The sequence below is a fragment of the Pediococcus sp. genome (genome assembly GCF_003533255.1).
In the GTDB taxonomy this organism is placed as follows: Bacteria; Bacillota; Bacilli; order Lactobacillales; family Lactobacillaceae; genus Pediococcus; species Pediococcus parvulus.
Window position 1 is genome coordinate 107,818 of record NZ_DOEM01000021.1, and the last position, 24,193, is coordinate 132,010.

Sequence of the window (24,193 nt, forward strand, 5' to 3'; positions counted from 1 at the left end):
AATTTCCAGCCTCTTTTAGTTCGTATTCACTTATATATTAAACAACCTGACGATTGAATGGGTCGCTACTAATTCCCTTTTCGAGAATGGCTTTTGACCACTCTTTGGCTGAGAACAATGAATGATCACGGTAGTTACCGCAACTATACTTGTCAGTACCTTGAACGTCTTTCCATTCGATCTTGTCGGCAATGTCTTCTAATGAGCCCTTCAAAGCCTTAGCAACTTCTTCGGTAGAATGTTCGCCCCATGTAATCAAATGAAAACCTGTCCGGCAACCAAATGGTGAACAATCAATCACGCCGTCTAAACGGTCACGTAACAAACCTGCTAATAAATGTTCGATCGTGTGTAATCCTGCAGTAGGAATCGCATTTTCGTTGGGTTGTACTAACCGTAAATCAAAGTTCGAAATCTTATCGCCCTTTGCACCGCTCTCAACTGTAATCAAACGAACATATGGTGCTTTAACCTTTGTGTGATCCAATGTAAAACTTTCAACTTTTGCCATAATTTAGAAACTTCCTTTCATGTATACACTGTCTATTTTGCATCCGAAAATTATTTTTTTCAAGCAGTTACTTAATAACCGCTGAGATGTCTTGTTAAACTAATTATTTACTTCAAATAAGAAATCGGTTTTTGAACTTCAATTTTAGTGCCGTAATATTTATCTTTGATATAACGCTGAATATCTTTCTTATGATACAGTTTTACCAACTTTTTGTATTGCTTGTTACTCGCATGCTTCTTGGCAGTTGCTAAAATATTAATATTAGCACGCGTACTTTGATCAGCTTTCTCATGAAAAATCGAATCTGAAAGTACATGCAGATGGCCCTCCAAAGCCACTGTATTGGAAATAAGAACTGCATCCACATCCTTTAAGACGCGTGGTCCAGTTGTGTCATCAATTTCTTTGAACTTCAGATTCTTGGGATTACTCTTAATATCACTCACATTACCTAATGAACTAAAATTAGCCTTCAATGTGATTAAACCTGCTGACTGCAACAATAATAAATCGCGTGCCGTGTTAGCGGGATTATTGGCAATGGCAATCGTTGCGCCATCCGGAATCTGGGAAACTTTTTCATACTTTTTCGAGTAAATTCCCATTGGCTCCAAGTAAGTGGTTCCTAAAGCAGATAACTGTTGTTTTTGATGTTGTTTATTATACGCTTCATAGTAAGAATAAGATTGAAACGCATTTACATCAATGTTGCCTTGCGCCGTGCCGTTATTCAGTTGCACACCATCTGTGACCTGCTGTACTTTAATCTTTAAACCTGCCTCTTTAGCATCCTTACTCTTGGCAATATGCTTCCAGATGTCATAATCCGAACCCATTGAACCAACTGTAATCGTTTCTGTTTTAGCTTTAGCCGAGTGGCTTATTTGATGAATCCCAACCACTACAGCGACTAATACCACAATTATCCCTAAAACCCACCAAACACTTTTTCTCATATCTAACTCCCCTTGTCTTTATTATTGTTTATAGTTGCTCAAACCACATTCGTACTAATCCTCCCACACTATCTCTGAACTTCATTTAAGATCGCCTCTTTTAATGCTCTAACCGTTTTGCTAACCAATCCCCAACGAACTGGATAACAAACACCATGACTAAAATAATGATCATTGCGACAATTGTGACGTCATTTTCAAATCGCGCATAACCGATGCTAATTGCAATATCACCTAAACTACCAGACCCAATTGCTCCCGCCATGGTGGTTAGACCAATTAAACTAATGATCGTTAAAATTGAAGCTCGGATAATATCTGGTAACCCTTCACGCAAGTACACACGAAAAATAATTTCGGTGGGACTTGACCCGGAGGCCTGAGCTGCTTCCACCACACCAGGATCAATTTCCGTTAAAGCATTTTGAATCTGTCTGGCATAGAATGGAAAAATTCAAATAATCAAAGGAACCAATGCCGCCGTTGTACCAATTGTGGTACCCACTAAGTACCGAGTAAACGGGGCAATAACAGCCAATAAAATTATGAATGGAATCGATCGCAACAAGTTTACAATCTTATCTAGGAGACCATATATGAAGCTGTCCTCTAGAATTCCCCCTGGCTGACTTGCAATCAGGAAAATACCGGTTGCCAGACCTAATACGCCCGCAATAATGGCTGAAATTAACGTCATGTACACAGTTTCCCATGTGGCTTGAACAAATTCTGTTTGCATATGAATTACATTTGGAAACCAACTTGCCATTAGCTTTGCACCTCACTTTTGGGCACTTCATTAAGTCGTTTTACCCGAACTTGATTTTCTTTCAGAAACTGAATTGCCGTTTCAATATTTTTGCTTTCACCCGTTAAAACTAAAATCATGAATCCTAATGTTTCCTCATGCAGTTGTTCTACATTGGCAAACAAGATATTGCCATCCACATCAAATTGTTTTGCTAAAGTGGAAATAATCGGCTGTTCAGTAGAATGACCAATGAAGTTCAATTGAACCAACTGTTGTTTTTGCGCGAGTAGTTTAAAACTTGGATTTTCCGTCACTTTTTCAACAGCCGGACCCACGTTGGTCGCAATATTGATGAATTCTTGGGTTAACTTCTTTTGCGGCGTTGAGAAAATATCTTCAATGTTGCCCCGTTCCACAATTTTGCCTTTTTGCATGACCGCCACGTGATTACAAATTTCTTTCACTGCCTGCATTTCGTGGGTGATTCAAACAATCGTCAATCCCAAAGTTTGGTTTAGGCGTTTTAATAATTTTAAAATCGACAAGGTTGTTTTTGGATCTAGGGCACTTGTGGCCTCATCACTAATCAAAATATCGGGATTATTTGCTAATGCCCGGGCAATTGCCACTCGTTGTTTTTGACCGCCAGATAACTGACGAGGATAATCATTTTTGCGCTGCTCTAAACCGACCAGCTTTAGTAATTCTGTGGCCCGTTGAATGCGGTCTTTTTTGGATAGCTTTGTCTTCAACAGTGGATATTCAACATTGCCTAAAATTGTTCTGGATTTCATCAGGTTAAAGTGCTGAAAGATCATGCCAATTTTGGTGCGTGCCTGGCGTAATTCAACTGGCTTTAACTTCAGTAAATTTTGGTTATTAATATGCACTTCACCAGATGTTGGTTTCTGTAATAGATTAATCACCCGAACCAATGTGCTTTTCCCAGCGCCTGAATAACCAACAATGCCATAGATGTCACCTTTTTCCACTTGTAAGTCAACGTCCTTAACTGCTTGGACTTGGTTTTCACCATCCTTAAATGCCACCGTAATTTTCTTTAAATCAATAATAGTTTCAGTCATCCAATCACCCTCTTTTTTGCAATAAAAAAAGTTTCCGCCCTATGTCTTAATTAAAAGACTAGGGACGAAAACTTCGTGTTACCACCCATGTTTATGCTCTTCTCACAAACAGCACCTCAACGATACAAACGTAAACTAAACTTATATCTGGGATTATATCGTATCCTCACGTGTTTAAAGCTTGTACCTCAAACATTAGCTCTGAGCTCATCTTCAATCCTGACAATCGATTCCTTTTCACCAATCGGAACTCTCTAAGCAATTGCTGGACTTACTCTTCTCTTCATCGCATTAATATTAATAATGCATTTATTCTATCATCAAATTTTAATAATTCAAGTTCTTGTGCAAAATGCGATATAATAAAGTTAATTAATCGTTGTCAGATTCCCACCTCACTGGCAACCAGCGGAGGTAACATGAAATGAAACAAACATTAGATGATTTTATCTGCACTTGGGCGAAAACTGGTGGCCCAGAAATTCGCGCCTATCATAAAAATGAATGGTGTCAGCCAGCCCACGATGACCAGTATATTTTTGAAATGATGAGTTTAGAAATTTTTCAAGCCGGGCTGAACTGGGAACTCGTTTTAAAAAAGCGCCCTGCTTTTCAAAAGGCGTTTGCCAACTTTGATTTAAACAAAGTTGCCGCAATGACGGCAGAAGATACTGAAAAACTTCTCCAAGATCCCAACATCATTCGAAATCGTTTAAAAATTCAAGACACAGTTAGCAACGCTAAGGCATTTTTTAAAATTCAAAAGGAATTTGGAAGTTTCGATCATTACATTTGGCAATTTGTCAATAATCGTCAGGTAAATAATCACATCCGCATTCCTGTCGAAATTCATTCTAAAACACCACTCTCCGAGAAAATCGCTAAGGATCTAAAGAAACGTGGCTTCAAGTTTATGGGTCCCACGATCACTTACTCATTTATGCAAGCAATTGGACTAGTAAACGATCATGAAATCAGTTGTATGGATAATCCTGGTTAATTTTAATTACAGAGGAGCTAACAAATTATGACACAGGCAAAATACGTTGAAGCCAAGGCTAACGGGCTCTTCTCTGGAGTTTATTTTATGGGTCGTTGGGTACCTAAAACGATTGATAATCAATCCGTGATGTACACCACAAACTTAGGTGCCTCTTTACTAATGATGACTAAAGACACCAAACGGCTTAAGCTTAAGTTTTTAAATACCACACCCACTTCTAAATTTCAGCCCGAAATCGCCATCTTTATTGATGACCAGCCCGAGCTTCGATTGAAGGTCAATGAAGTACATAGCGAACTTCAATTTGAAACAAAAAAGCCCCATCTGATCCGGATTACCTTTGCGGGAAATTCAGATGCAGATGAGGTCTGGTTACATCAGCAAGGCTTAGCAATCAGTTCAATTTCCATGCCTACTTCCGGAAATCTCATTGCGGTTAAGCCTGCTGGTAGAACAATTGCGTTTGTAGGTGACTCAATTACAGCTGGTTGTTGGGTGTTAAAACGCATCCCTTCTTCTGGCTATGCAGCGGAACAAAACTACGCTGCACAGACTGCCAGATTGCTTAATGCGCAAGATATTCGTATCGCTTATAGTGCAGCTGGTTTGTTGCGCTATGGTACTGGTGGAGTGCCGGTAGCGCCCCGATTTGTGAAATATATCGATTTTGAAACGCCCGCCCCAGCCTACCATCCCGACCAAGTCATCGTGAATATTGGTACAAATGACCGCCGTTTTGAAGCTCTACTCGTCCAAGAACAGTTCTTAAATTTTTTCCAAGAACTTCATGCGCTATTTCCGGACGCTCATTTAAATGTCTTAGTTCCATTTAATCAGAGTTTTGCTAAGGAACTTAAGCAATTGGCCGATCGATTTCCTCAACTAATTTACTTAATTGAAACAAGCGCTTGGCCAATCACTTATACAGATGGCGTGCATCCCGACCTAAACGGCTCTAAGATCATCGCCCAAAACCTTTCGCAAGTCTTACTGCAACATTATGGCAAATCATATTTTGATGTTTAACTAGCTTTAAGATCAGATAATCCTAGTCTTTTTTAGTTCAAACTACTTTCAGAATCAGCAACGAGTTTCTCTTTAGTTGCCGTTTTTTTTTCGTCAGTTGTATGCTTCAATCCAATCCCGGTAAAGCCACTAATGATCGAGAAGATTGGTGACAAGATGCTAAAAAATGCGAAGGGCAGAAAATGGAGGGTCGAAACACCCAATGTATTTGCGGAAAACGCGCCGGCAACCCCCCATGGAATCAAATAATTGATAACTGTTCCGCCATCTTCAAGGACACGGCTCAAGGCAAGGTTAGCTAACCCAGATTGATTGTACGCCTTCTTGAAAGCTTTTCCTGGTAGAATCACTGATAAGTACTGTTCACCAATAAAGATGTTGACCCCAATTCCAGAAAGAATTGTGGCAGTGACCATTTTACCGTCTGAGTTCAAGTGCTTTGTTAAGGGCTCCATCACGGCTTGAATCAAGCCAAACTTCATTAAAAGGCCACCTAACGACAGGGTAAGGATAATTAAGGAAACAGTGCCCATCATGCTACCAATGCCGCCACGAGTCAATAATGCATCAACACTTGCATTCCCCGTTTTAGATACAAACCCGCTTTCAATAATCGTGGCAATTTTGCTTACTTGAGTTTGGGGTTGTTCAATGAATACCATCAACACGGAAACGACAATGTTAATAAATAAAGTTGGAATTGCAGGAATTTTCTTCCAAGCACAGAAGAACATCAAAGCGATTGGAATAATTGCCCAGAAATTAACACTAAAGTGCGCTTGTAAAACTGCCACAGTTTGATCAGTCTTTCCCAAATTAGCAGAAGATGTAGCGTGAAAACCAAGTATGGCGTAAAGAATCAATGAGCCTAAAAAGGCAGGAATCGTGGACCACATCAAGTTTTTAATATGATCAAACAAGTCAACACCGACAACGGCAGAAGCTAAGTTTGTGGAATCTGATAGTGGTGAAGACTTATCACCAAAGATTGCGCCGGAAATAATTGCCCCAGCAACTAATGCAGGATTGACACCCATTGTCATACCCATTCCGAAAAAGGCAATTCCAATTGTGGAAATAATGGTGAACGCTGAGCCAATTGAAGTTCCAACCAAGGCACAAACAAAGAATACCGATGGCATAAACCAAGTGACACTAATCATGTGAAATCCTAGAACCATCATTGAAGGAATAATCCCAGCAGCAATCCAAGTACTAATTAATGCGCCGACAAGAATAAAAATAAAAATTGGAATAATTCCGGTTTGAATACCTTCTTTAATGCCATTATCGACATCTGTCCAGGCAAAGTGACGAATCCGCGCCCAAAATGTAACCACGACTAAAACCAATAATATGGGTACTTGTGGCGATAAACCGAACTTAATTACGCCTAATCCCATAATGATTAACATTGCTAACAACACAATAACTGCTTCTTTAAAACTCACTTTATTTTTCATATTGCACCTCATTTTTAGTTTTCTTAAAAATTTTGACCACCTGTAATTTCTAAGGAAGCCTTAATAACGAGGCATTCCTCCGCATGTTAGTTTTTCCATAATTCTTCCGCTCCTTCCAAATTTTAGGGAACAAAAAAGTCCCTGCTGTAATTTATACAACAGGGACGATAAAACCGTGGTACCACCCAAATTGAAAGAATCCCAAAAACAGATTCTCTCCACTCACTAGAAGGTAACGGCTCTAGTTATTATCCGTTCAATTGAAACTGTTTCATGGTATTTCATCTAAATTATCCTGATCGGTTCGCAGCAACCACCGACTTTCTGACACCCAGATAATTAGCTACTTGGTATGAAAGTTAACGTTAAATATTAAGTTGAATGCATCTTACCACGCCAAAAAATTCTCGTCAACTAAAAATTAAAAATAAATTAGAGAATTGGTGATAACAGGCGAGAAAAATATTGCTTGAACTTCAGCCATGCTGATTGTTCGTCATACATTTTCGAGGTTTGTAAAGTTGATTTTCGAATATCCGCTTTAAATATATCTTCTAACTTTTCAGCTACTTTTTCGTCGTACAGGAACGTATTAACTTCAAAGTTTAGTTTAAAACTACGAAAATCCATATTGGCTGAACCGACTGAACTTATTTTTCCGTCCACAACCATCGTTTTTGCATGTAAGAATCCAGCATCATAGTTATAAATCTGAATACCCCATTTAGCACATTGTCGTGCATAGTACTGAGTTGCACGGTAAACAAAGGCATGGTCTGGCATGTGAGGAATCATAATCCGCACATCAATTCCTGATAGTGCCGCTACTCGTAAAGCATCCAACACACTATCATCCGGAATTAAATAGGGGGTCTGCATCCAAATTGAACGATGAGCTGAATAAATCAACTTCAAATAGCCCAGTTTAATGGTTTCTGTATCCGAATCCGGGCCACTCGCGACCACCTGCAAACTGGTATTACCATTAACCTTGGCCACAGGGAAATAGGTTGAACCGGGATCAAATACTTTATCAATTGAGTGCTCAGGTTCAGTGGCATTCCAATCACGAATAAAACGAGCCTGTAAACCATATACACCAGAGCCAGCGATCCGCATATGCGTATCACGCCAATACCCAAATTTTTTCTTTCGACCTAAATATTGATCGCCAATATTGAACCCACCTGTATACCCAACTTGACCATCAATAACCACAATTTTTCTATGGTCTCTGAAGTTTAAACGAAAGTCGGTGACTGGTGAATGAGTCCCCAAGAATGGTGAAGCATGCCCACCAAGTTCACGAAGATGATCAAAAAATTTAGTCTTGGTACCCATTGATCCCCAAGAATCCCAGATAACACGCACATCAACGCCTTCAGCAGCCTTCTTTTCCAATAGATGGAGTACATCATGACCAATTTCATCAGCATAAAATGTGTAAAATTCAATATGAATATGCTTTTTTGCACGTTCAATATCTTGGAACATTTCATGAAATAATTCTTTACCATCCGTAATTAGTTTCACCCGATTTCGGTGACTCAAAAAGGCGGAATCTGCATTCATAAACATAGTTGCCATCCCGCTTGCATCTTCAACAACCTTGTCAGCCGCTGTATGATCACTATTTAATTCTTGTGTTTGTCGAGCTAAAACTCGTTGTAATTCAATTTTAGTTTCTTTTCTCAATTGAAACATTTTACCTTTAGGCAGTTTTCGTCCTGCAAACGCATAAAAGATGAAACCGACAACGGGAAGAAAAAAGAGGACAAGTAACCAAGCCCACGTTGCAGCAATATCTCGTTTTTCACGAAAAACAGTCACAATAGCAGCTAGTGAGTTCACTGCAACAATAATTTCTATGATAATATGTACCCAGTTCATAATTATCCCCCGATAGCTAATATACTACTAATTTTTATAATAAATGCACACTTTATGCACTAACGTTTCGACAAATAGTAACAAAATAAGCAGCATCCAGTGTCATGTGTTTATTCTACCCTTACATAGGCATATTTAAAACCGGTTTTGGTTTTTTGCAAAAAAATTGGTTTAAAAAGATCATCTCTTTTCCAAACCAGTTTGGTGTTTCTAAATTTTGGGTACAAAAAAACCGTTGCCGCGGCAACGGAAAATAAGTAACATGACCATATACATGATCATCCATTCACTTTATGGGGGGAGTAAATGAAAAAGTTGTTTATATGATTAATAATATTCACAAATTGTGAATATTTTGTGAAGACAATATTGCAGTTAAAATACATTTTTAAAATTAAATTTAAAAAGGAAAAGTACGCGATGACACAAACTAACAAAGTCCAAATATTACCCGCCAAAGCAGAAGATACTTTGCAGTTAGCCCAGGTGTATCTGCATTCACGACAAGAAACCTTTCCGTGGGTCAAACATCCCACCCATTCTGACTTTGAACGTGATTCAAAAGGTGAATTAACCTTAAAGGCTGTTTTAAATGACAAAATTGTGGGCTTCATTAGTTTTTATGAACAGGATAATTTTGTTCATCTTTTATTTATTGACCCTGAATATATGCATTTAGGAATTGGCCGCCAGTTAATTGACCATGTCCGCCAACTAGCAACTGCCCCAGTTATTTTAAAATGCGTACGTAAAAATACCAACGCACTTGCTTTTTATAAAGCACAAGGGTTTAAAATCATTGGTAAATCCTCGTGGGAGTCACCGGCTTACTTCACCCTTCAAGATACAAGAAAAGAAGATTATCCGCATTTTAAATTGCGATAATCTTCTTTTTTACTTTCTAACTTGAACTAACACACCGTTGACACTATCGCTATCAACAGTCCGGGCTGCATTAAAGCCATGAAAAATGAGTCCCTTATACTTTTTGGCCAACCCCTTTTTTAACTTAAATTGATAAGTAGCAGGAATCCCAGAAAGTTTCATTTTTAAAGTTACAATTGTCTGTTTTTGTTTATTTACTTTAAGTTTATAAGTTCCTTTACCAAATTTATTAAGACCCTTAGCTTTTTTAGCTGCTGAATAGGAAGAATAGTACTTTTTTACGTTATAAGCTTCAACAGTTCCTTTTTTTGAAAACACAAACGCCTCTATTCCAGAATTGGACTTGGCCTTTACTGATTTAGAAAAATACCATAACCCACTATTATTCCGAATTTGTTTGCTGGCGGACACTTTAGAAACTTTTGGTGCGCTGGATTTGATGGATCTTCCCGAATCAGTTCCAGATTGCGCACAACCCGTTAATACCAAGCTTAATCCTAAAACTGATATTCCAATAAAAATAGCTAATCTTTTAAATCTTTTCATCGCGCTCACCCCATTTTGCTTGCGTCATTTGCTAACTAAATTATACGTCGTTTTGTTGTTTCTCGCTATCAAAACTATTTAAGATCCTTGAACTCTGGTCGCGACTTGGGCACCAAAAACTGACCAGGAATTGCGCCAACCCGTTTAGTTACTTTATTCCAATAACGCGGGATTAGATGAATATGACAGTGAAAAACGCTTTGACCGGCCGCAGCACCAGAGTTAATTGTGACATTATACCCATCAGGATCAAATTTGGCGTCTAACAGTTTTTTTGCATCTGCGATCATTTGTACTAGTTCGGCTTTTTCTGCGTCCGTAACGTCCCAAACTTGCGTTACATGCCGTTTAGGGATAATAAGTAAGTGTCCCTTGCTAACTGGATGAATATCCCAGAACGCAATCACGAGTTTGTTTTCAAGTACATAATCTGATGGTTGTTTTTGACAGAATACACAGTTTGGATCAAAGTCCATGATCTCGCCTCCTCGAAAATAGTTATATAACTCCATTGTACGCTCTATACAAAAAAGAGAAGTGACAATTTAAAATCATCACTTCTCCTTTGTAGAAAACTACAAGTTAATGTTTATTCTTATTCTTCTTTTTCCCAAATGAAATTCCTTCGTACGTTAACTTAATCAAGGCTGGTAAGAGTACTGGGATGATAATGATTAAAATAATCAACCCAATAATAACTACCAAGGCAACTTGAATTAACGTCAACACTCCAGATGGAATCATCGCGGCAAAGGTTCCGCTCAAGATAATCATGGCTGAAAGGACAACAGCACCAATGACTCCTGAAGCTTCTAAGATCCTTGCGCTTGGTTTCAAACTCTTGTTGGAATCACGATACCTCATCATTAAGAAGATACTGTAATCCACACCTAACGCGATAATCATGATGAAACCAAAGAATGGTGTGTTCCAAGTCAACATAGATTGTCCCAAGAACATATTACTGATTGCCTTAGTAATTCCTAAGGAACTGTAATAAGCCAACAACAACGTGCCGATAATATAAAATGGCATCAAGATTGAACGGGTAACAAACATTAAAGCAATTAAAATTCCCACAATCATAATGGCCGCAGTACGAGTAAAGTCGTTTCCGGCAACCTTATTAATATCTGCAGTTTGTGAGGTTTGACCACCCATTGCAACTGTTGCATCCTTCAGCGAAGTTCCACGAAGATCATCCTTTACCTGCTTCTGAATAGCTTTAGACTTCTTCATCGAAGCAGCTGAATTAGGATTTGAATCAAGGACAATTGTTAACTTGGTTGCTTTCCGATCTTCAGAGTAGTAAGTCTTCAAAACGGGTTTAAATGACTTGCCATGAATTTGCTTTGCAGGAATATAGAAGGTCTTACCTACCGCAGAATTCCCCATACCGTTTAAGTAACTATTTGCAGTTGTCATCCCAGAACCAATCGTTTTAGTTCCTTTTGCGGCTGTCTTCAAACCGGATTGAAGCGTAGTTACTTTTCCGGATAAGCCTTTCAAAGTACTGTACATTTGCTTTTGACCAGAAACTTCCTGATCAAGACCACTTGTCATAGCAGGCGTTGAACTTGCCAAAGTACTTGCACCACTTGAAAGCTGGTTAAGGCTACTTGTTAACGTGCCTAAACCACTAGTAAGAGTTCCTACTCCGCTAGTTAGTTCACTACTCTTGCTTGCTAATGTGGAAGCACCACTTGAAGCAAGTTGAACCTTGCTAGCATACGTATTAATCCCACTATTCAGCTGAGAAACACCGTTAACTAAAGCAGAATTCTTATTGACCTGCGTGTTAAGTTGCTCAACACCAGCCGTAAACTGTTTCAGTTTTGAAATGCTACCAGAAGCACTCCGTAATTGTGTTCTCAATGAACTCAACTCTTTAAGCTGTGATTCACTAATGTTTGTTGAATTCATCACTGTTTCAAGCTGTTTCAGCTCAGTGAGTGTGTTGGAATCAATATTGACTGCATCCAATTCTTTTTCAAGACTTGAAAGCCCACTTAATGTTTCACCGGTAGTCTTAATCGTTTGTGCTGAAGCGCCCGCTGTCTCAGCACCCTCTGTAATTTGTGATTTAGCTGTATCTAATTTTTGTTTGTCAGCAGATGACAGTGTACTTTGATCAATACCAGCCAATGTTTTAAGAGCGTCTGTATTAGAAGCCGCAGCTTTTGCAGAATCTGTTGCAGCTGAAGCTAAGTTTTTCTTAGCCGATTCCAACCCAGTCAATAATGGTGCCAATTGTTTAAGACTATTAATTGCGTTTTGTGATTGAGCCAACTTTGCCTTTAAAGCATTTAATTCTTTAACCTTGCTACTCAAACCAGAGAATCCACTCATTGCTGCATTTCCAGCACTTAATGATTGCTGGAGCGTATCCAATTGTGAATCAATCTGGACTGCTGCACTATTCAGTGTAGAAACTCCAGTTGACAGTTTTTGAGCTGAATTCAGCAAGCTTTGTGAACCACTGGTTAAGTCTCCAGACCTATTACCAAGTTGGCTTAGACCAGAACTTAAAGTGTCAACACCACCAGCATATTGGTTCAAACCGCTAACTAAAGGTTCCATTTGGGTTCCCATTGACGAAACTCCAGAAGAAATTTTGGAAGCCCCACTTGAAAGTTGGTTAGCACCACTTGTAATCTTCAAGGAACCATTACGCAAAACTTCAGTTCCATCAATTAATTTTTGAACACTATTCAAACCACTACTCATATTGGTTGCGGCTAACTGATCAGACGCACTAGTTAGACCTTTACCAATTGTATTCAAGCCTGTGTGAGCTTTATCAATCCCAGTTGTAACTGTTTTGACTTGGCCCTTCACATACAATTTACCAATCTCAGAACCACCAGGTTGGGTAGCAGAAGCGACCGTTTTAATGCCTTTTTCTTTTTGAAGTTGTTTGGTAATTTGATCAACTAACTTCAAAGTTTTTTCATTATCCAAACGTTTGTTAGAGCGAATATATAGTGTGGATGGTTCAGCAGTTCCTGCTGAGAAATGATCCTTAACTACATTGAATCCAACCTTTTCAGGTAATGTATCACTCAATTCATCTAAATCATCATAATTTAAAGTTCCTGAACCAGTTATCACAAAAGGCACAGTTAAAAGTAACACTAATGCCAAAGCAATTAGTGGATGCAAAATTGAAGAATTCGCTAAAGCATGCCACATCTTGCTTTGTGAATGACCATCAAATTTCTTAGATGGCCAAAACATCTTTTTGCCCAATACGTGCATGAAAAATGGGTTCAAGGTTAATAAAACAACAATTAAAACAGCGACACCTAAAGCAACGCCCACTGCTGATTTATAGATCGAAAACTTAGATAAACCAAGTGCTAGGAAACCAATAAATACAGAAGAACCACTGTATAAAATGGTGCGCCCGGCCGTTCGAATGGCCTTTTTACTAGCCGTATGCCGATCTTCACCCTTACTTAACTGCTCTTTAAATTGATCATACAGCAAAATATTATAGTCAGTTCCAATTCCGAATAAGACCACCACAATAAAGACCTGGGTAAAGTTTGAGAATGGGAAGTTAGCTCGTGAAACTAAGTTCGTCACAATCGAAAGCGTTGTGATAAACGACACACCCACTGTAAAAACGGAAATTAATGGGACGATTGGTGATCGGAAAACTAAAATTAAGACAATAAAAATGAAAATTGCCGCAATAATCTCAGTTTTCTTAACCCCTTCTTGGGTAGCTTCCGAGAACTTTTCATTCAGAATGTCACCACCGGTAATGTAAGATTTCACATTAGGGGTTTTAACGGCTTTGGTTAGTTCTCGATCAATGGTTTTATAAGAACCATGATCCTTTGAAACCAACACTTGAACAAGTTCTGTTGTCTTGTCTTTTGAAATTAATTGTTTACGGGTTTCCGCATTATCCGATGCAGCCGTAATATCCTTAATTCCCAATTTCTTCTTGTTATCGCGCAGATAATTAATGGTACTATTGATATTCTCTTTTTGATCTGCGGTTAATTTTTTGTTGCCATTATTAAAAATAGCAACTACTTGCGTCGTATTCCCTTGTCCATAGCCCCATTTGGACTGAATTCGATTTGCAATTTGGCTTTGTGCAGCACTAGGTATCTTGGTATCACCATGAGATCTTACTAATTGATCAATATTAGGTAAACTAAAAATACTAATTAAAATTATGCCAATCCAAACAATTAGCGCAATCCCATGATTTTTCACAAGCTTTTGCATGTTTATCTCCTTTCAATGTCCAGTTTAATATACAAGAGGATATTATAAGCGTTCCGAAAATAAATGTAAACAATTTTCTTTTATTTTTATTTAATCTTTTCACGGTAGACTATTTCCTATTTTGCCAAAATAAAAAGACCAGCCTTTTTACACCGGTCTTCGCGAATTTCTTTTAATTACATCATTGGATCCCAAACTGGTAACGGCTCTGGTTTCGAATCAGCGATCTTTAACTGATCAGCCGTTAAATATTTGCGATGGACCACAACTTGATAGACATAGTTCTCAAACCAGTCATCGGTCATGGCAAAGTATCCCTTATCGCCGTTCTTTTCGCCCCAACTATTTTCGACTTTCCACTTTGTGACGTCATCATCGACCACATCGACACCAGTAATCGTCATGGCATGTGAAACAGCTGCTTGTCCGTACTGCAAACGTTCTGCCTTACTCATGCTTAAATCAACGTCGAACAGCGCGTCGGTTTGATAAAGTTTACTATCTAATAAACCGTCTTTGCGATCCATCTGTTCCAAAACATCATTGCCAAACCAGACGGTCTCGCCATCCTTAAGTTGAGCAACGGCCGCTTTTCGTATGACATCCATTTCGACATTTAAAAGCGTAATGGGTTTTCCACCCACGATATTATCTTCAGCTGGTAAACCATATAACTTATTAAATGGTTTATCAGGTGAATTGCTAACAACCACATAATCGTCCAAATCAACGTCAACGTATTTATCAAAGAATTCTTTTGGTGTGACGTTGGCTTCTCGGTGATAATTCTTTTTGTCATCACGATATTCAAAATCAAACTTTACAGGTGGTTCGCCAACTGCGATGGCTGTCATGCGATAAACTTCACCCAACAATTGATCTCGTTTGGCGTTCAATTGACCTTCAGAAGCACCACTATTTGTTAATTCCCGTAATTCAATAGCATCTTTACGTAACTTGTTATTTAAAGCACCCCCGAAACCGGTCGTATCATTTGTATTAAAAGTTTCAGGCATCACAGATGAAGGAACAACCCCGTACTTTTGAACTAATCCGGCCGCCATTGCCCACTGACCGCCGTCACCACCAGGTCCTTCTAAGTAAAATTCAACTTCACGATCATTCGCTGGTTTGTCAGCAGTGCGAATAATATTTTCGTAAAAAATGTTGGCTCGTTCAATCTTATCCCAGAAATAAGAATAAGCTTGAGATAATTCAAAATCTTTGACGTTATATTTATCAGCAACTTGATGCCGAAGGGTATTCAATAACGCAAATAACCAACAACGACCACTATGTAGCTGGTTGGAAACTTTACCAGTATCAATTTCAACGGAGAAAGTGTGATCTAAGCGTACTTTAGCGGCAATATCTTCACTGGCATTTAAAACACCGTTTTTTGTAGCTGCCCGTTGGACAACAGCATTGCGGTTATCCTCATTAAAAACTTTTCGAAACTTAGCAACGTTTTCTTGTGAAACTTCTTTTCCCATGTGGCACCTCCAAAATTAAACATAAAATTAAGAATAAACTAATCATATTTTAATACTTTTACCATAAATAGCAAATTTTTCCTAAAAAAAGTGTTGAATCGGAATTTATCCCTTTTCAACACTAATTTGTTAATTAACTAATAATCACTCGTTCGATCATTGACATTCTTTTTAGCAGCGGTGCTACCCCAGAATGGAACCTTAACAACTCCCACAACCTCGCTTTTCTTCACAAACCCCCAATAACGACTATCGTAAGAAACGGTTCGGTGATCACCTAACACAAAGTACTCGCCAGCTGGCACTTTCTCAGGCTTATTTCCCCAGCCACGGGCTTTCGCCACAGAAGCCAAGTTCCAATCTTTCGCTTCTGCTCCAATTTCTGTTCCTGTCGTTCGCTCGTTTGCACTGATGAATTTCTGGGGCACTAACTTGTTGTTTACGTACAAATTGCCATTTTTATATGAAATCTTATCGCCTGGCATCCCAATAACTCGCTTTACATAATCCGTCCCTGGAGTGGCCTGGGGATCCGCACCATAGGCATCAAAAACAATGACACTCAGATGTTTAATCTTTTCTTGTTTTAAAGCAAAAGCGCGTTCATTATTAACCAGATTGGGTTCCATCGATGAGCCATCAACCCGCACGATTTCAAACAGATAGCTACGAACTAATAAAGCAATTGCTAAACCAATTAGAATCGGCACTATCCAACTTAAAATACTTTTTATAATTTTCATGGAAACTCCTCAATTAACTTATTATTTTCTATTTTAGTGCAGACTCCGCAAATAGCAAATTTCTCCAGAAAAAAAGTGTTAAATCGGAATTTATCCGTTTTCAACACTAATTTGTTTAGTTGATTAATAATCACTCGTTCGGTCATTGACGTTCTTTTTAGCAGCGGTACTACCCCAGAATGGGACCTTAACGACTCCCATAACCTCACTCTTCTTCACAAAACCCCAATAACGACTATCGTTAGACACAGTTCGGTGATCACCTAACACAAAGTACTCACCAGCTGGCACCTTTTCGGGCTTATTCCCCCAGCCACGGGCTTTCGCCACAGAAGCTAAGTTCCAATCTGTCGCTTCTGCTCCAATTTCTGTTCCTGTCGTTCGTTCGTGCGCACTGATGAATTTCTGAGGTACTAACTTGTTATTTACGTACAAATTGCCATTTTTATATGAAATCTTATCACCTGGCATCCCAATAACTCGCTTCACATACTCCGTCCCTGGAGTGGCTTGGGGATCAGCACCATAGGCATCAAAAACAATGACACTCAGATGTTTAATCTTTTCTTGTTTTAAAACAAAAACGCGTTCATTATTAACCAGATTGGGTTCCATTGACGTGCCATCAACCCGTACGATTTCAAACAGATAGCTACGAACTAATAAAGCAATTGCTAACCCAATTAGAATCGGTACTACCCAACTTAGAATACTTTTTATAGTTTTCATGGAAACTCCTCAATTAACTTATTTATTTTCTATTTTAGTGCAAACTCTGCCAAAAATCTCGTTCAAAGTTTAAACTGATATAAATTCTTCATAATTTGATAGTCAAAATCCAAATTGACAACTTTACAAGGGTTCATTTTCATCCCTTATTTCCTCATAAAACTCATCTCAGCTTTTTATTCCGTGCTACAATAATTCTGAGGTGATTCACATGAAAAAATTCCTATTAAATACTGGTATATTGGCAGCGACTGCCGTTGGGATTCACAAAATTCCCCGTCCGTTAAAAGCAATCATGTTGGGCAATTTGCCTGCTTATCTTCCTTCAACAGAAGTTTTGAACCCCAGTTCCAAATTATATGGTAAACGTATTGCCTTTTTAGGTTCGTCAATTACCTATGGCGCAGCTGCAAAAGGCAAGTCTTTTGTAGAGTACTTGCAAACAAAAGACGGTATTATTCCTACTAAATCAGCCATCAGTGGCACCACTTTAGCAGGACTCGAACCAAAGACGTATTCAAGTCGCCTTCGAACCGATTTTGATGATCAAGCTAATTATGATCTCTTTGTTTGTCAGCTCTCTACAAATGATAGCCGGGCTAATAAAGACCTAGGCCAAATTACTCCAGATGTGCAAACTGACGGTTTTGATCGTGAGACAACCCTTGGCGCCATGGAAGATATTTTAGCTTACGTTCAAGCCCATTTTCGCTGTCCTGTTGTTTTCTACACTTGCATGCGTAAGCCAGATCAAGATTATGCAAGTTTGATCAGTCAGTTATACCAACTACAGAAAAAGTGGCATTTCGCCATCATCGATCTCTGGGCAGATCCTGTCCTCCATAATTTGATTAAAACTAGTCCCTATTTTATGGCTGACGATGCCCACCCTACCCAAATGGGTTACAAGCAAGTTTGGACACCAATTTTTGAAGTTCAATTAACTAAATTTTTAACTAATAACTAGGTAATTAAACATAAAAAAGGGGAAAAGCAGTTAGATTCTGAGCAGAACTTGCTTCTTTTCACTTTTTAGAAATAATATCCGGAAAATATAACGAGATTAAGCAGAAAAATCCTTTTGCTTAATCTCGCTTTTTTAGACTGCCTTCTTCTGATGCTTAACTAAAGTAATCAATAAAACCAGTGCAATTCCGATCAGAGCAAACGCAAACCAATAACTAAAATGCATACCATAAACAAACCAGTTTGGATTATGTTCTGGGTACGTGGTAATATGCCGACCCGCTTTTTGACTAATACCAAAATATAACAGAGATGTCGACAACGACAGACCAATTGACATCCCTAAGTTGCGTGCCAACGCCGCAATCGATCCCGCAATTCCTTGAAACTGTTTGCCAGCATTTCCCATTATCATTGGATTATTTTGGAACGCCCCATTCGCCAAACCAAACAACATTAGCCCAATAACCAGCCAAACAATCCCCCAATTAGGCGTAATGAACATAAAAATCAGTTCAGGAATTAAAAAGATCACAAGTGCGATTAAGGAAACCTCGTCCGCACCAATTCGATCACCAATCATGCCACCAACCGGTGCTGAAAAAATATTCAAAAGTGGGACGGCCATCAAGATTAGCCCAGCGACTGCAGACGAATATTTCAGAGTTTCCTGCAAATAGTAAGGCATGATCATATTATTAAAATAACCAACCGCAAATACTAGCATTGTTGAAATAACACCGATTGAAAATCCCACATTTTTGAAAATTTGTAAATTTAAAAGTGGGTTGCCGACTCGGTTTTCGTGAAAAATAAAGATGGCAATAAAAATGGCACTTAAGCAGAATAATCCCAGGATTTTCAGTTTGGCAAACCCAACTTCTTGACCCCAATAAATGGCCACGAAAAAACTAACTATTGCGAGCACATAGGCCAAATAGCCGGGAAAATCAATTTGTACTTTCTCATGGATTGCAGGCTCTTTAGGAAAAATTTTGTATCCAAACACAAAAGCAATCAAACCAATTGGCACGTTAATGAAAAAGATAAAATGCCAGGAAAGAACAGAAAGAATTAGTCCGCCTAGTCCCGGACCCATAATATTTCCCACCTGAACAAATGAACTATTAACACCTAATGCCACCCCATGACGATTGCGTGGAAAAATTTGCGTAATAATTCCGAAGTTTGTCGCCATAGTCATAGAAGCTCCAATTGCCTGAACTACCCGAGCTCCCAGCATAAGCGGCAAATTCATACTTAAGCCACAGCCTAGTGAGCCAATGACAAAAATTAAAGTGCCAATCTGAAAAAGTTTAATACGGCCAATTTGATCCGACAATTTTCCAAAAAATATTAGTAACATACAGATTAACACTAAGTAAACGGACACTACCCATTCAGCTTCATTCATAGGAACATGAAGGTCGTGGGAAAGTTGTGGCACCGCAATATTAACAATACTGGCATCAATTGTTGACATAAATGACACCATTGAAGTTGCCAGTAGTAATATCCATTGTGATTTTTGCTTCATAATTTTTCATCCTCAATACTCTAATAAACTAGCAATAGTTTACCACTAATATGGTATGTTCTTTGATACCTATTTCAACTTTTTAACTAGATTCTCAGCTGTTCACCATTTAACCGGTTACGCGTAATTTTGTGCCACTTAAACAAAAAGTATTCCATTCCTCATTTAAAAGTAGTCTAATAATATCAAAGCAACAGGAAGGGGGCAATGCGAATGAAAGTGCGACTAGAAATTGATAGCTCGTTACAAGAGCCAGAAGTTGTTATTAAAACACCTAAAGATGATGCGACCGTTCAACATCTCAAAAACTTGTTGGAAAAATCAACCACTGCGGACACCATCAAGTGCTATCAAGATAAAACCGAATATTTTCTGAAGTTGGATAGTATCCTTTTTATTGAAACTGCAGACCGGCGATTACAAATACATACAGCAGACAATATTTACACGAGTACAAAGCATCTCTACGAATTAGCTGATACACTTCCTGGTTATTTTCTCCAAGTTTCGAAATCAGCTTTAATTAATCTGTACCAAGTCAATGCATTGTCGAAATCCATTTCAAATTGTCTGATTTCATTTCGCAATTCGCATAAACAAATTTACGCATCGCGCCGTTACTACAAACAACTACAAGAACGATTAAATGAAATGAGGTAATAATTATGAATACAAAAATAAAATGGGGTCATTGGTTCTGGGGAGTATTTTTCTTAGCTTGTGCTTTTGTCTTAATCGCTAGTAAAGCAGGTTGGCTTACTTATCATATCGGGATGTGGACACTTTTTCTAACTTTAATTTTGGTGGCTGCTACTATCAAGAGCATGGCTTACTTTAGCGTAAGCGGCACTGTCTTCAGCCTGGCTTTTATCAGTATTCTTTATGCGAAACCCCTTGGCATCACCAATTTAGTTCCCTGGACAATTCTGGGTGCTGCTTTACTCCTAAGTATTGGATTATCACTCGTGTTACAGCCTTTAAAACGAAAAGTTCATCCCCATCAACACATTATTGTCAATAAAACGATCGATAGCAATGGTCAGCGTTATTCAGAAAGTACAACAACGGACTATGAATCCTACGTCGATGTCAATGTACGCATGGGGAGTGCTATTCGTTACGTCCAATCTGCTAATTTTCAGCAGGCAACAATTAATGTGACGATGGGGGACGCTAAAATTTATTTTGATCAAGCAAGTATCGTTGCTGATCAAGCCAATATCAGCCTCAACGGAAGCATGGGTGAGATTTACCTGTATGTGCCCAAAGAATGGCACACACAAATTAAATTAAGTTCATTTATCACTGAAGTTGCTGAAACAGGAGAAAAGCCCACAAAAACTGGACCTTTAGTCACGATTACCGGGAACTTTAATATCGGCGACATTACAGTTCATTATGTTTAGCGTTAGAAACTATTAATCAATAATTGAAGGACAATTTTACTTCAAAATTGGGGATGCTATTATGAATAAAATTAAATTATCTGCACAAACCATTAGGTTATTGATAATTAAGTTCACTGGTGGGTTTGGCAGTGGCATGCTGTCTTTTGCCACCGGTTTATATATTCTTCATCGAACCGGTTCTGCGTTAGGTATGGGTGTGTCATTAATTACGGGACCAATTATTTCTCTACTTTTGACTCCTTTCGTTGGCTTTGTGGTGGATACTTTCAACCATCGTAAAGTTATGATTGCCGCTCAAATCACAACTAGTCTTGGATTACTTTTATTTGGTTTTACTTTTCAGCTATGGCCAGCCCAATATTTTGCGGAACTTATCGGCCTAATTGTTATCCTTCAAATTACCGATAATTTTCTCAGTACAACGCTCACTGCAAGCCTTGTTCAATTATTTGACTCGGATGAACTACAGAAAGTAAATTCGTTAAACCAATCTGTTTCGTCGTTAGCTTCTTTCTTGGCACCAATTATTGGTGCTCTCGTCTATACATTGATTTCTATAGACAATTTTGCATTTATTGAAATTGGATTTGAACTAATTGCTTTATTCACAATCATGTTTCTTCGTTTTAAGAATGCAATTCAAGAGCAAAAACCTCAATCAACAGATGCAAGCTCTACAGAAACAGTCTGGCAGAATTTTCGCGCTGGTTTTCAATATTTACGTAACCAACGTTTAATGCGTATTTTAATCATTTCTTCGGCAGCCATTAATTTTTTCTTCTCTGCTGTCAACGTTGGCGAACCCTATTTCCTGGTTAAAACGTTGAAATTGTCCAGCACCCAGTATGGGATCACAGATTCATCCCTGGCCGTTGGGATGTTTCTTGGAGGAATTTTATTGAGCCTAAGGAAATTAAAACACCATCCAGTTCTAATTTCATATTTAAACATCGGCTTTTTATCACTCGTCTTCATTGCTGTAGGAATTCCAGAAATTCTAAACTTATCTGCCGATATAAATACCATTTACTTTATTGCCTTAAATACTTTAAACGGTATAATATTGGTCTTCATTAACACGCCTTTGGGCATGTATATGCAACAATTAATCCCGCAGCACATGCAAGGACGGATTTTCTCACTAACTAGCACGATCAGTATGTTATTAATGCCACTTGGGACAATTGTATTTGGTTTCTTATTTGATCATCTGTCAGCTTTGCCAATCTTTGCCATTACTGGTATTTTATTAATCATCTTCACCACTTCAGTAGTCTTAACCTTGAGCAGACAAAAATTACTGAATCAGCCTAAAAACTCTTCTCAACCGCAGCTACCGCAAGGAATCAGTGATTGATACAATCGTTAAAAGTTTGTTATTAAAAAAGATGATCTTTTTCAGACCATCTTTTTGTGTGTTGTTCCACGTGAAACATAACAACTGCGTTGAAACTCTTTAATATCAATGTTTTGAAGCGTTAGATATGCCAAGTGGCACCAAAATGGCACATTCTGGCGTTTTTAAGTTTTTTGTCACTGTGGCGCCTTAATTTGACCATTTAATCGGCTGGCAACTTCAAGATTACTTTTGGGGTACAGATGACCATAAATTCCGAGTGTCGTTTTTATGTCCGCGTGGCCTAAACGTTCCTTGATTGCTAATGGATTTTCTCCCATGTCAATTAACACTGATGCGTGCGAATGCCGTAGCGCATGAACGGTAATTCGATGGACACCCGCAATTTCGGAGTAAGCAGTAACAATCCGTGTATAGGTCATTGTTGGCGTTGGTACACCATCAAGCGAAAATACAAACTTAGAACTCGTCATTAATTTTTGGTCTTCGTACCATTCAAGTAAAAATTCCTTAGTTTGTGCATCTAAAACAATTACCCGTTTACCTGCTTGCGTTTTTGGCGTGGAGAAGTAGTAGTCATTGGCATTGTAAAAAATTAATGTTTTATTGATATCAACTGTCCCATGGACAAAGTCGATATCGTCCCATAACAAGGCCCGTGATTCACCGCTTCTTAAACCAGTTATAAATAAGAACCACAACACCATAAATTCAAAATGTTGGGTATAGGTACCGGCTTTATCGGTATGGTCAATCACTTTTTGAAACTCTTCCTTGGTCCAAAAATCAATTTCGGATTGTTGCTTTTTGATGTACCCAATTACTCGAGCCTGGTTAGTTTCCACAATTCCTAAGGTTTTCGCTCGTTCTAAAACATTTGCTAGCATTAGATTAATGGCCCGTGCAGACGATGGAGAATGGCCTTTCAACAGAATAATCTGCCACTTTTGAATATCTAACGGTTTGATTTGGTCAACTAGATAATTTGAGAAATAAGATAGTTGCTTGTTTATGATTCCTGAACAATGTTTATAAGTTTGTGGTCTAACTTGTGTTTTGTACCACGGCTTAAAAATATCATTTACAAAACGCTCAAAAGTCATTTGGGATAACTCTGCTGACTTATCGGGGCCATCGGCCATCATTTTACGATAGGCTTCTTTGGCTTCGGTTTTAGTACGGTAGCCACTGCCACGTCGTTGAACACGTTTACCAGTTTTAGAATCAAATCCGATATTAGCTCTGAATGCATACGTTCCGTTTTTTTGTTTTTTAAAGATATCTTTAGTGGTCAAGATAGTTCCTCCTTAACCGTAGAGATACCGCTTGTGGGAACAATCAGCTCACTAATGGGAATGCCTAAAATTTCTTCAACTGCTGATGCTGGTACCCGGCCGAGCTTTCTAGCACGATAGTATTCAAACCCTTTGTTAACCATTACGGCCTTAGCCAGTCTGATGATATCAGTTGAACGTGACGGGCCATAACCTAACGCGACTAAATCGCTTTTCGTGACAGTAACTAGTAACGGCACAGCAAGACCTCCTTTCATAGTTGCATGAACTTGAAAGTGAGACTTTGCAAGTTCATTATAT

General features: G+C 38.6%; 20 protein-coding genes and 2 pseudogenes. 7 read left to right on the top strand and 15 right to left on the bottom strand.

The features are described 5' to 3' along the window. Positions 1-37: 37 nt before the first annotated feature. The 4 genes and pseudogenes from DD627_RS05075 to DD627_RS05090 all read right to left on the bottom strand — a co-directional run bounded on the left by DD627_RS05075 (position 38) and on the right by DD627_RS05090 (position 3,306). Positions 38-511, bottom strand: a complete 474-nt coding sequence (locus tag DD627_RS05075; RefSeq protein WP_057782956.1) for an S-ribosylhomocysteine lyase — start codon at positions 509-511, stop codon at positions 38-40. A gap of 107 nt (positions 512-618) precedes the next feature. Further along, the gene (locus tag DD627_RS05080) at positions 619-1,470 is read right to left on the bottom strand and encodes a MetQ/NlpA family ABC transporter substrate-binding protein (RefSeq protein WP_068807139.1); all 852 of its coding nucleotides are present in this window, start codon (positions 1,468-1,470) and stop codon (positions 619-621) included. A 100-nt stretch (positions 1,471-1,570) separates the two neighbouring features. Beyond that, a pseudogene (locus tag DD627_RS05085) lies at positions 1,571-2,239 on the bottom strand (methionine ABC transporter permease). After that, positions 2,239-3,306 (bottom strand): annotated as a pseudogene (locus tag DD627_RS05090) (methionine ABC transporter ATP-binding protein). Before DD627_RS05090 ends, DD627_RS05085 begins: the two co-directional pseudogenes overlap by 1 nt. 424 nt (positions 3,307-3,730) lie before the next feature. Between DD627_RS05090 and DD627_RS05095 the strand changes: the two are divergent. Then, positions 3,731-4,306, top strand: a complete 576-nt coding sequence (locus DD627_RS05095; protein WP_260267089.1) for a DNA-3-methyladenine glycosylase I — start codon at positions 3,731-3,733, stop codon at positions 4,304-4,306. 27 nt (positions 4,307-4,333) lie between these two features. Beyond that, positions 4,334-5,335 carry an SGNH/GDSL hydrolase family protein gene (locus tag DD627_RS05100; RefSeq protein ID WP_260274754.1) on the top strand — a complete coding sequence of 334 codons (1,002 nt, stop codon included), beginning with the start codon at positions 4,334-4,336 and terminating at the stop codon, positions 5,333-5,335. A gap of 32 nt (positions 5,336-5,367) precedes the next feature. On the opposite strand, the gene nhaC is transcribed toward DD627_RS05100, so the two are convergent. Both nhaC and cls read right to left on the bottom strand, forming a co-directional pair. Beyond that, on the bottom strand, positions 5,368-6,798 hold the full coding sequence (gene nhaC, locus DD627_RS05105) for a Na+/H+ antiporter NhaC (RefSeq protein ID WP_260274753.1): 1,431 nt from the start codon (positions 6,796-6,798) through the stop codon (positions 5,368-5,370). Between the two features lie 432 nt (positions 6,799-7,230). Beyond that, positions 7,231-8,688, bottom strand: a complete 1,458-nt coding sequence (gene cls, locus DD627_RS05110) for a cardiolipin synthase (protein ID WP_068808420.1) — start codon at positions 8,686-8,688, stop codon at positions 7,231-7,233. Positions 8,689-9,108: 420 nt separating this feature from the next. Between cls and DD627_RS05115 the strand changes: the two genes are divergently transcribed. Continuing rightward, positions 9,109-9,573 carry a GNAT family N-acetyltransferase gene (locus DD627_RS05115; RefSeq protein ID WP_068808471.1) on the top strand — a complete coding sequence of 155 codons (465 nt, stop codon included), beginning with the start codon at positions 9,109-9,111 and terminating at the stop codon, positions 9,571-9,573. A 9-nt stretch (positions 9,574-9,582) separates the two neighbouring features. On the opposite strand, the gene DD627_RS05120 is transcribed toward DD627_RS05115, so the two are convergent. The 6 genes from DD627_RS05120 to lepB (DD627_RS05145) all read right to left on the bottom strand — a co-directional run bounded on the left by DD627_RS05120 (position 9,583) and on the right by lepB (DD627_RS05145) (position 17,329). Beyond that, the gene (locus DD627_RS05120) at positions 9,583-10,119 is read right to left on the bottom strand and encodes a hypothetical protein (RefSeq protein ID WP_057782940.1); all 537 of its coding nucleotides are present in this window, start codon (positions 10,117-10,119) and stop codon (positions 9,583-9,585) included. A 74-nt stretch (positions 10,120-10,193) separates the two neighbouring features. Beyond that, positions 10,194-10,595 carry an HIT family protein gene (locus DD627_RS05125; RefSeq protein WP_260274752.1) on the bottom strand — a complete coding sequence of 134 codons (402 nt, stop codon included), beginning with the start codon at positions 10,593-10,595 and terminating at the stop codon, positions 10,194-10,196. Positions 10,596-10,701: 106 nt separating this feature from the next. Next, positions 10,702-14,364 (bottom strand): MMPL family transporter, encoded by a 3,663-nt coding sequence (locus tag DD627_RS05130; protein WP_260274751.1) that lies wholly within the window; start codon positions 14,362-14,364, stop codon positions 10,702-10,704. A gap of 176 nt (positions 14,365-14,540) precedes the next feature. Next, entirely contained in the window at positions 14,541-15,857 is a 1,317-nt protein-coding gene (locus DD627_RS05135) for a C1 family peptidase (RefSeq protein ID WP_260274750.1), read from the bottom strand. 137 nt (positions 15,858-15,994) lie between these two features. Next, positions 15,995-16,600 (bottom strand): signal peptidase I, encoded by a 606-nt coding sequence (gene lepB, locus DD627_RS05140; RefSeq protein ID WP_260268033.1) that lies wholly within the window; start codon positions 16,598-16,600, stop codon positions 15,995-15,997. 123 nt (positions 16,601-16,723) lie between these two features. Next, entirely contained in the window at positions 16,724-17,329 is a 606-nt protein-coding gene (gene lepB / locus DD627_RS05145) for a signal peptidase I (protein WP_186806938.1), read from the bottom strand. Between the two features lie 211 nt (positions 17,330-17,540). Between lepB (DD627_RS05145) and DD627_RS05150 the strand changes: the two genes are divergently transcribed. After that, positions 17,541-18,296, top strand: coding sequence for an SGNH/GDSL hydrolase family protein (locus DD627_RS05150; RefSeq protein ID WP_057782932.1), 756 nt, complete (start codon positions 17,541-17,543; stop codon positions 18,294-18,296). 132 nt (positions 18,297-18,428) lie between these two features. On the opposite strand, the gene DD627_RS05155 is transcribed toward DD627_RS05150, so the two are convergent. Continuing rightward, positions 18,429-19,832, bottom strand: coding sequence for an MFS transporter (locus DD627_RS05155; protein WP_260267487.1), 1,404 nt, complete (start codon positions 19,830-19,832; stop codon positions 18,429-18,431). 213 nt (positions 19,833-20,045) lie between these two features. Between DD627_RS05155 and DD627_RS05160 the strand changes: the two genes are divergently transcribed. The 3 genes from DD627_RS05160 (at position 20,046) to DD627_RS05170 (ending at position 22,598) form a co-directional block, all read left to right on the top strand. Then, entirely contained in the window at positions 20,046-20,492 is a 447-nt protein-coding gene (locus DD627_RS05160) for a LytTR family DNA-binding domain-containing protein (protein ID WP_260267489.1), read from the top strand. Positions 20,493-20,497: 5 nt separating this feature from the next. After that, positions 20,498-21,238 (top strand): LiaF transmembrane domain-containing protein, encoded by a 741-nt coding sequence (locus DD627_RS05165; RefSeq protein WP_057782926.1) that lies wholly within the window; start codon positions 20,498-20,500, stop codon positions 21,236-21,238. A 61-nt stretch (positions 21,239-21,299) separates the two neighbouring features. Next, a complete protein-coding gene (locus DD627_RS05170) occupies positions 21,300-22,598 on the top strand; it encodes an MFS transporter (RefSeq protein ID WP_260274749.1) in 1,299 nt (432 codons plus the stop codon). Between the two features lie 176 nt (positions 22,599-22,774). Here DD627_RS05170 and DD627_RS05175 read toward each other — a convergent pair whose 3' ends face one another. Both DD627_RS05175 and DD627_RS05180 read right to left on the bottom strand, forming a co-directional pair. Next, on the bottom strand, positions 22,775-23,893 hold the full coding sequence (locus tag DD627_RS05175) for a tyrosine-type recombinase/integrase (RefSeq protein WP_260274748.1): 1,119 nt from the start codon (positions 23,891-23,893) through the stop codon (positions 22,775-22,777). Next, a complete protein-coding gene (locus DD627_RS05180; protein ID WP_068808450.1) occupies positions 23,890-24,150 on the bottom strand; it encodes a DUF3173 domain-containing protein in 261 nt (86 codons plus the stop codon). Before DD627_RS05180 ends, DD627_RS05175 begins: the two co-directional genes overlap by 4 nt. Between the last annotated feature and the right edge of the window lie 43 nt (positions 24,151-24,193).

Bases quoted from the DNA above. Each gene is read 5' to 3' on its own strand.
- DD627_RS05130 (WP_260274751.1), bottom strand. From the start codon at position 14,364: ATGCAAAAGCTTGTGAAAAATCATGGGATTGCGCTAATTGTTTGGATT.
- lepB (WP_186806938.1), bottom strand. From the start codon at position 17,329: ATGAAAACTATAAAAAGTATTCTAAGTTGGGTAGTACCGATTCTAATT.
- DD627_RS05125 (WP_260274752.1), bottom strand. From the start codon at position 10,595: ATGGACTTTGATCCAAACTGTGTATTCTGTCAAAAACAACCATCAGAT.
- DD627_RS05080 (WP_068807139.1), bottom strand. From the start codon at position 1,470: ATGAGAAAAAGTGTTTGGTGGGTTTTAGGGATAATTGTGGTATTAGTC.
- DD627_RS05135 (WP_260274750.1), bottom strand. From the start codon at position 15,857: ATGGGAAAAGAAGTTTCACAAGAAAACGTTGCTAAGTTTCGAAAAGTT.
- DD627_RS05160 (WP_260267489.1), top strand. From the start codon at position 20,046: ATGAAAGTGCGACTAGAAATTGATAGCTCGTTACAAGAGCCAGAAGTT.
- cls (WP_068808420.1), bottom strand. From the start codon at position 8,688: ATGAACTGGGTACATATTATCATAGAAATTATTGTTGCAGTGAACTCA.
- DD627_RS05095 (WP_260267089.1), top strand. From the start codon at position 3,731: ATGAAACAAACATTAGATGATTTTATCTGCACTTGGGCGAAAACTGGT.
- DD627_RS05120 (WP_057782940.1), bottom strand. From the start codon at position 10,119: ATGAAAAGATTTAAAAGATTAGCTATTTTTATTGGAATATCAGTTTTA.
- lepB (WP_260268033.1), bottom strand. From the start codon at position 16,600: ATGAAAATTATAAAAAGTATTTTAAGTTGGATAGTGCCGATTCTAATT.
- DD627_RS05150 (WP_057782932.1), top strand. From the start codon at position 17,541: ATGAAAAAATTCCTATTAAATACTGGTATATTGGCAGCGACTGCCGTT.
- nhaC (WP_260274753.1), bottom strand. From the start codon at position 6,798: ATGAAAAATAAAGTGAGTTTTAAAGAAGCAGTTATTGTGTTGTTAGCA.
- DD627_RS05165 (WP_057782926.1), top strand. From the start codon at position 20,498: ATGAATACAAAAATAAAATGGGGTCATTGGTTCTGGGGAGTATTTTTC.
- DD627_RS05170 (WP_260274749.1), top strand. From the start codon at position 21,300: ATGAATAAAATTAAATTATCTGCACAAACCATTAGGTTATTGATAATT.
- DD627_RS05075 (WP_057782956.1), bottom strand. From the start codon at position 511: ATGGCAAAAGTTGAAAGTTTTACATTGGATCACACAAAGGTTAAAGCA.
- DD627_RS05100 (WP_260274754.1), top strand. From the start codon at position 4,334: ATGACACAGGCAAAATACGTTGAAGCCAAGGCTAACGGGCTCTTCTCT.
- DD627_RS05115 (WP_068808471.1), top strand. From the start codon at position 9,109: ATGACACAAACTAACAAAGTCCAAATATTACCCGCCAAAGCAGAAGAT.
- DD627_RS05180 (WP_068808450.1), bottom strand. From the start codon at position 24,150: ATGAAAGGAGGTCTTGCTGTGCCGTTACTAGTTACTGTCACGAAAAGC.
- DD627_RS05155 (WP_260267487.1), bottom strand. From the start codon at position 19,832: ATGAAGCAAAAATCACAATGGATATTACTACTGGCAACTTCAATGGTG.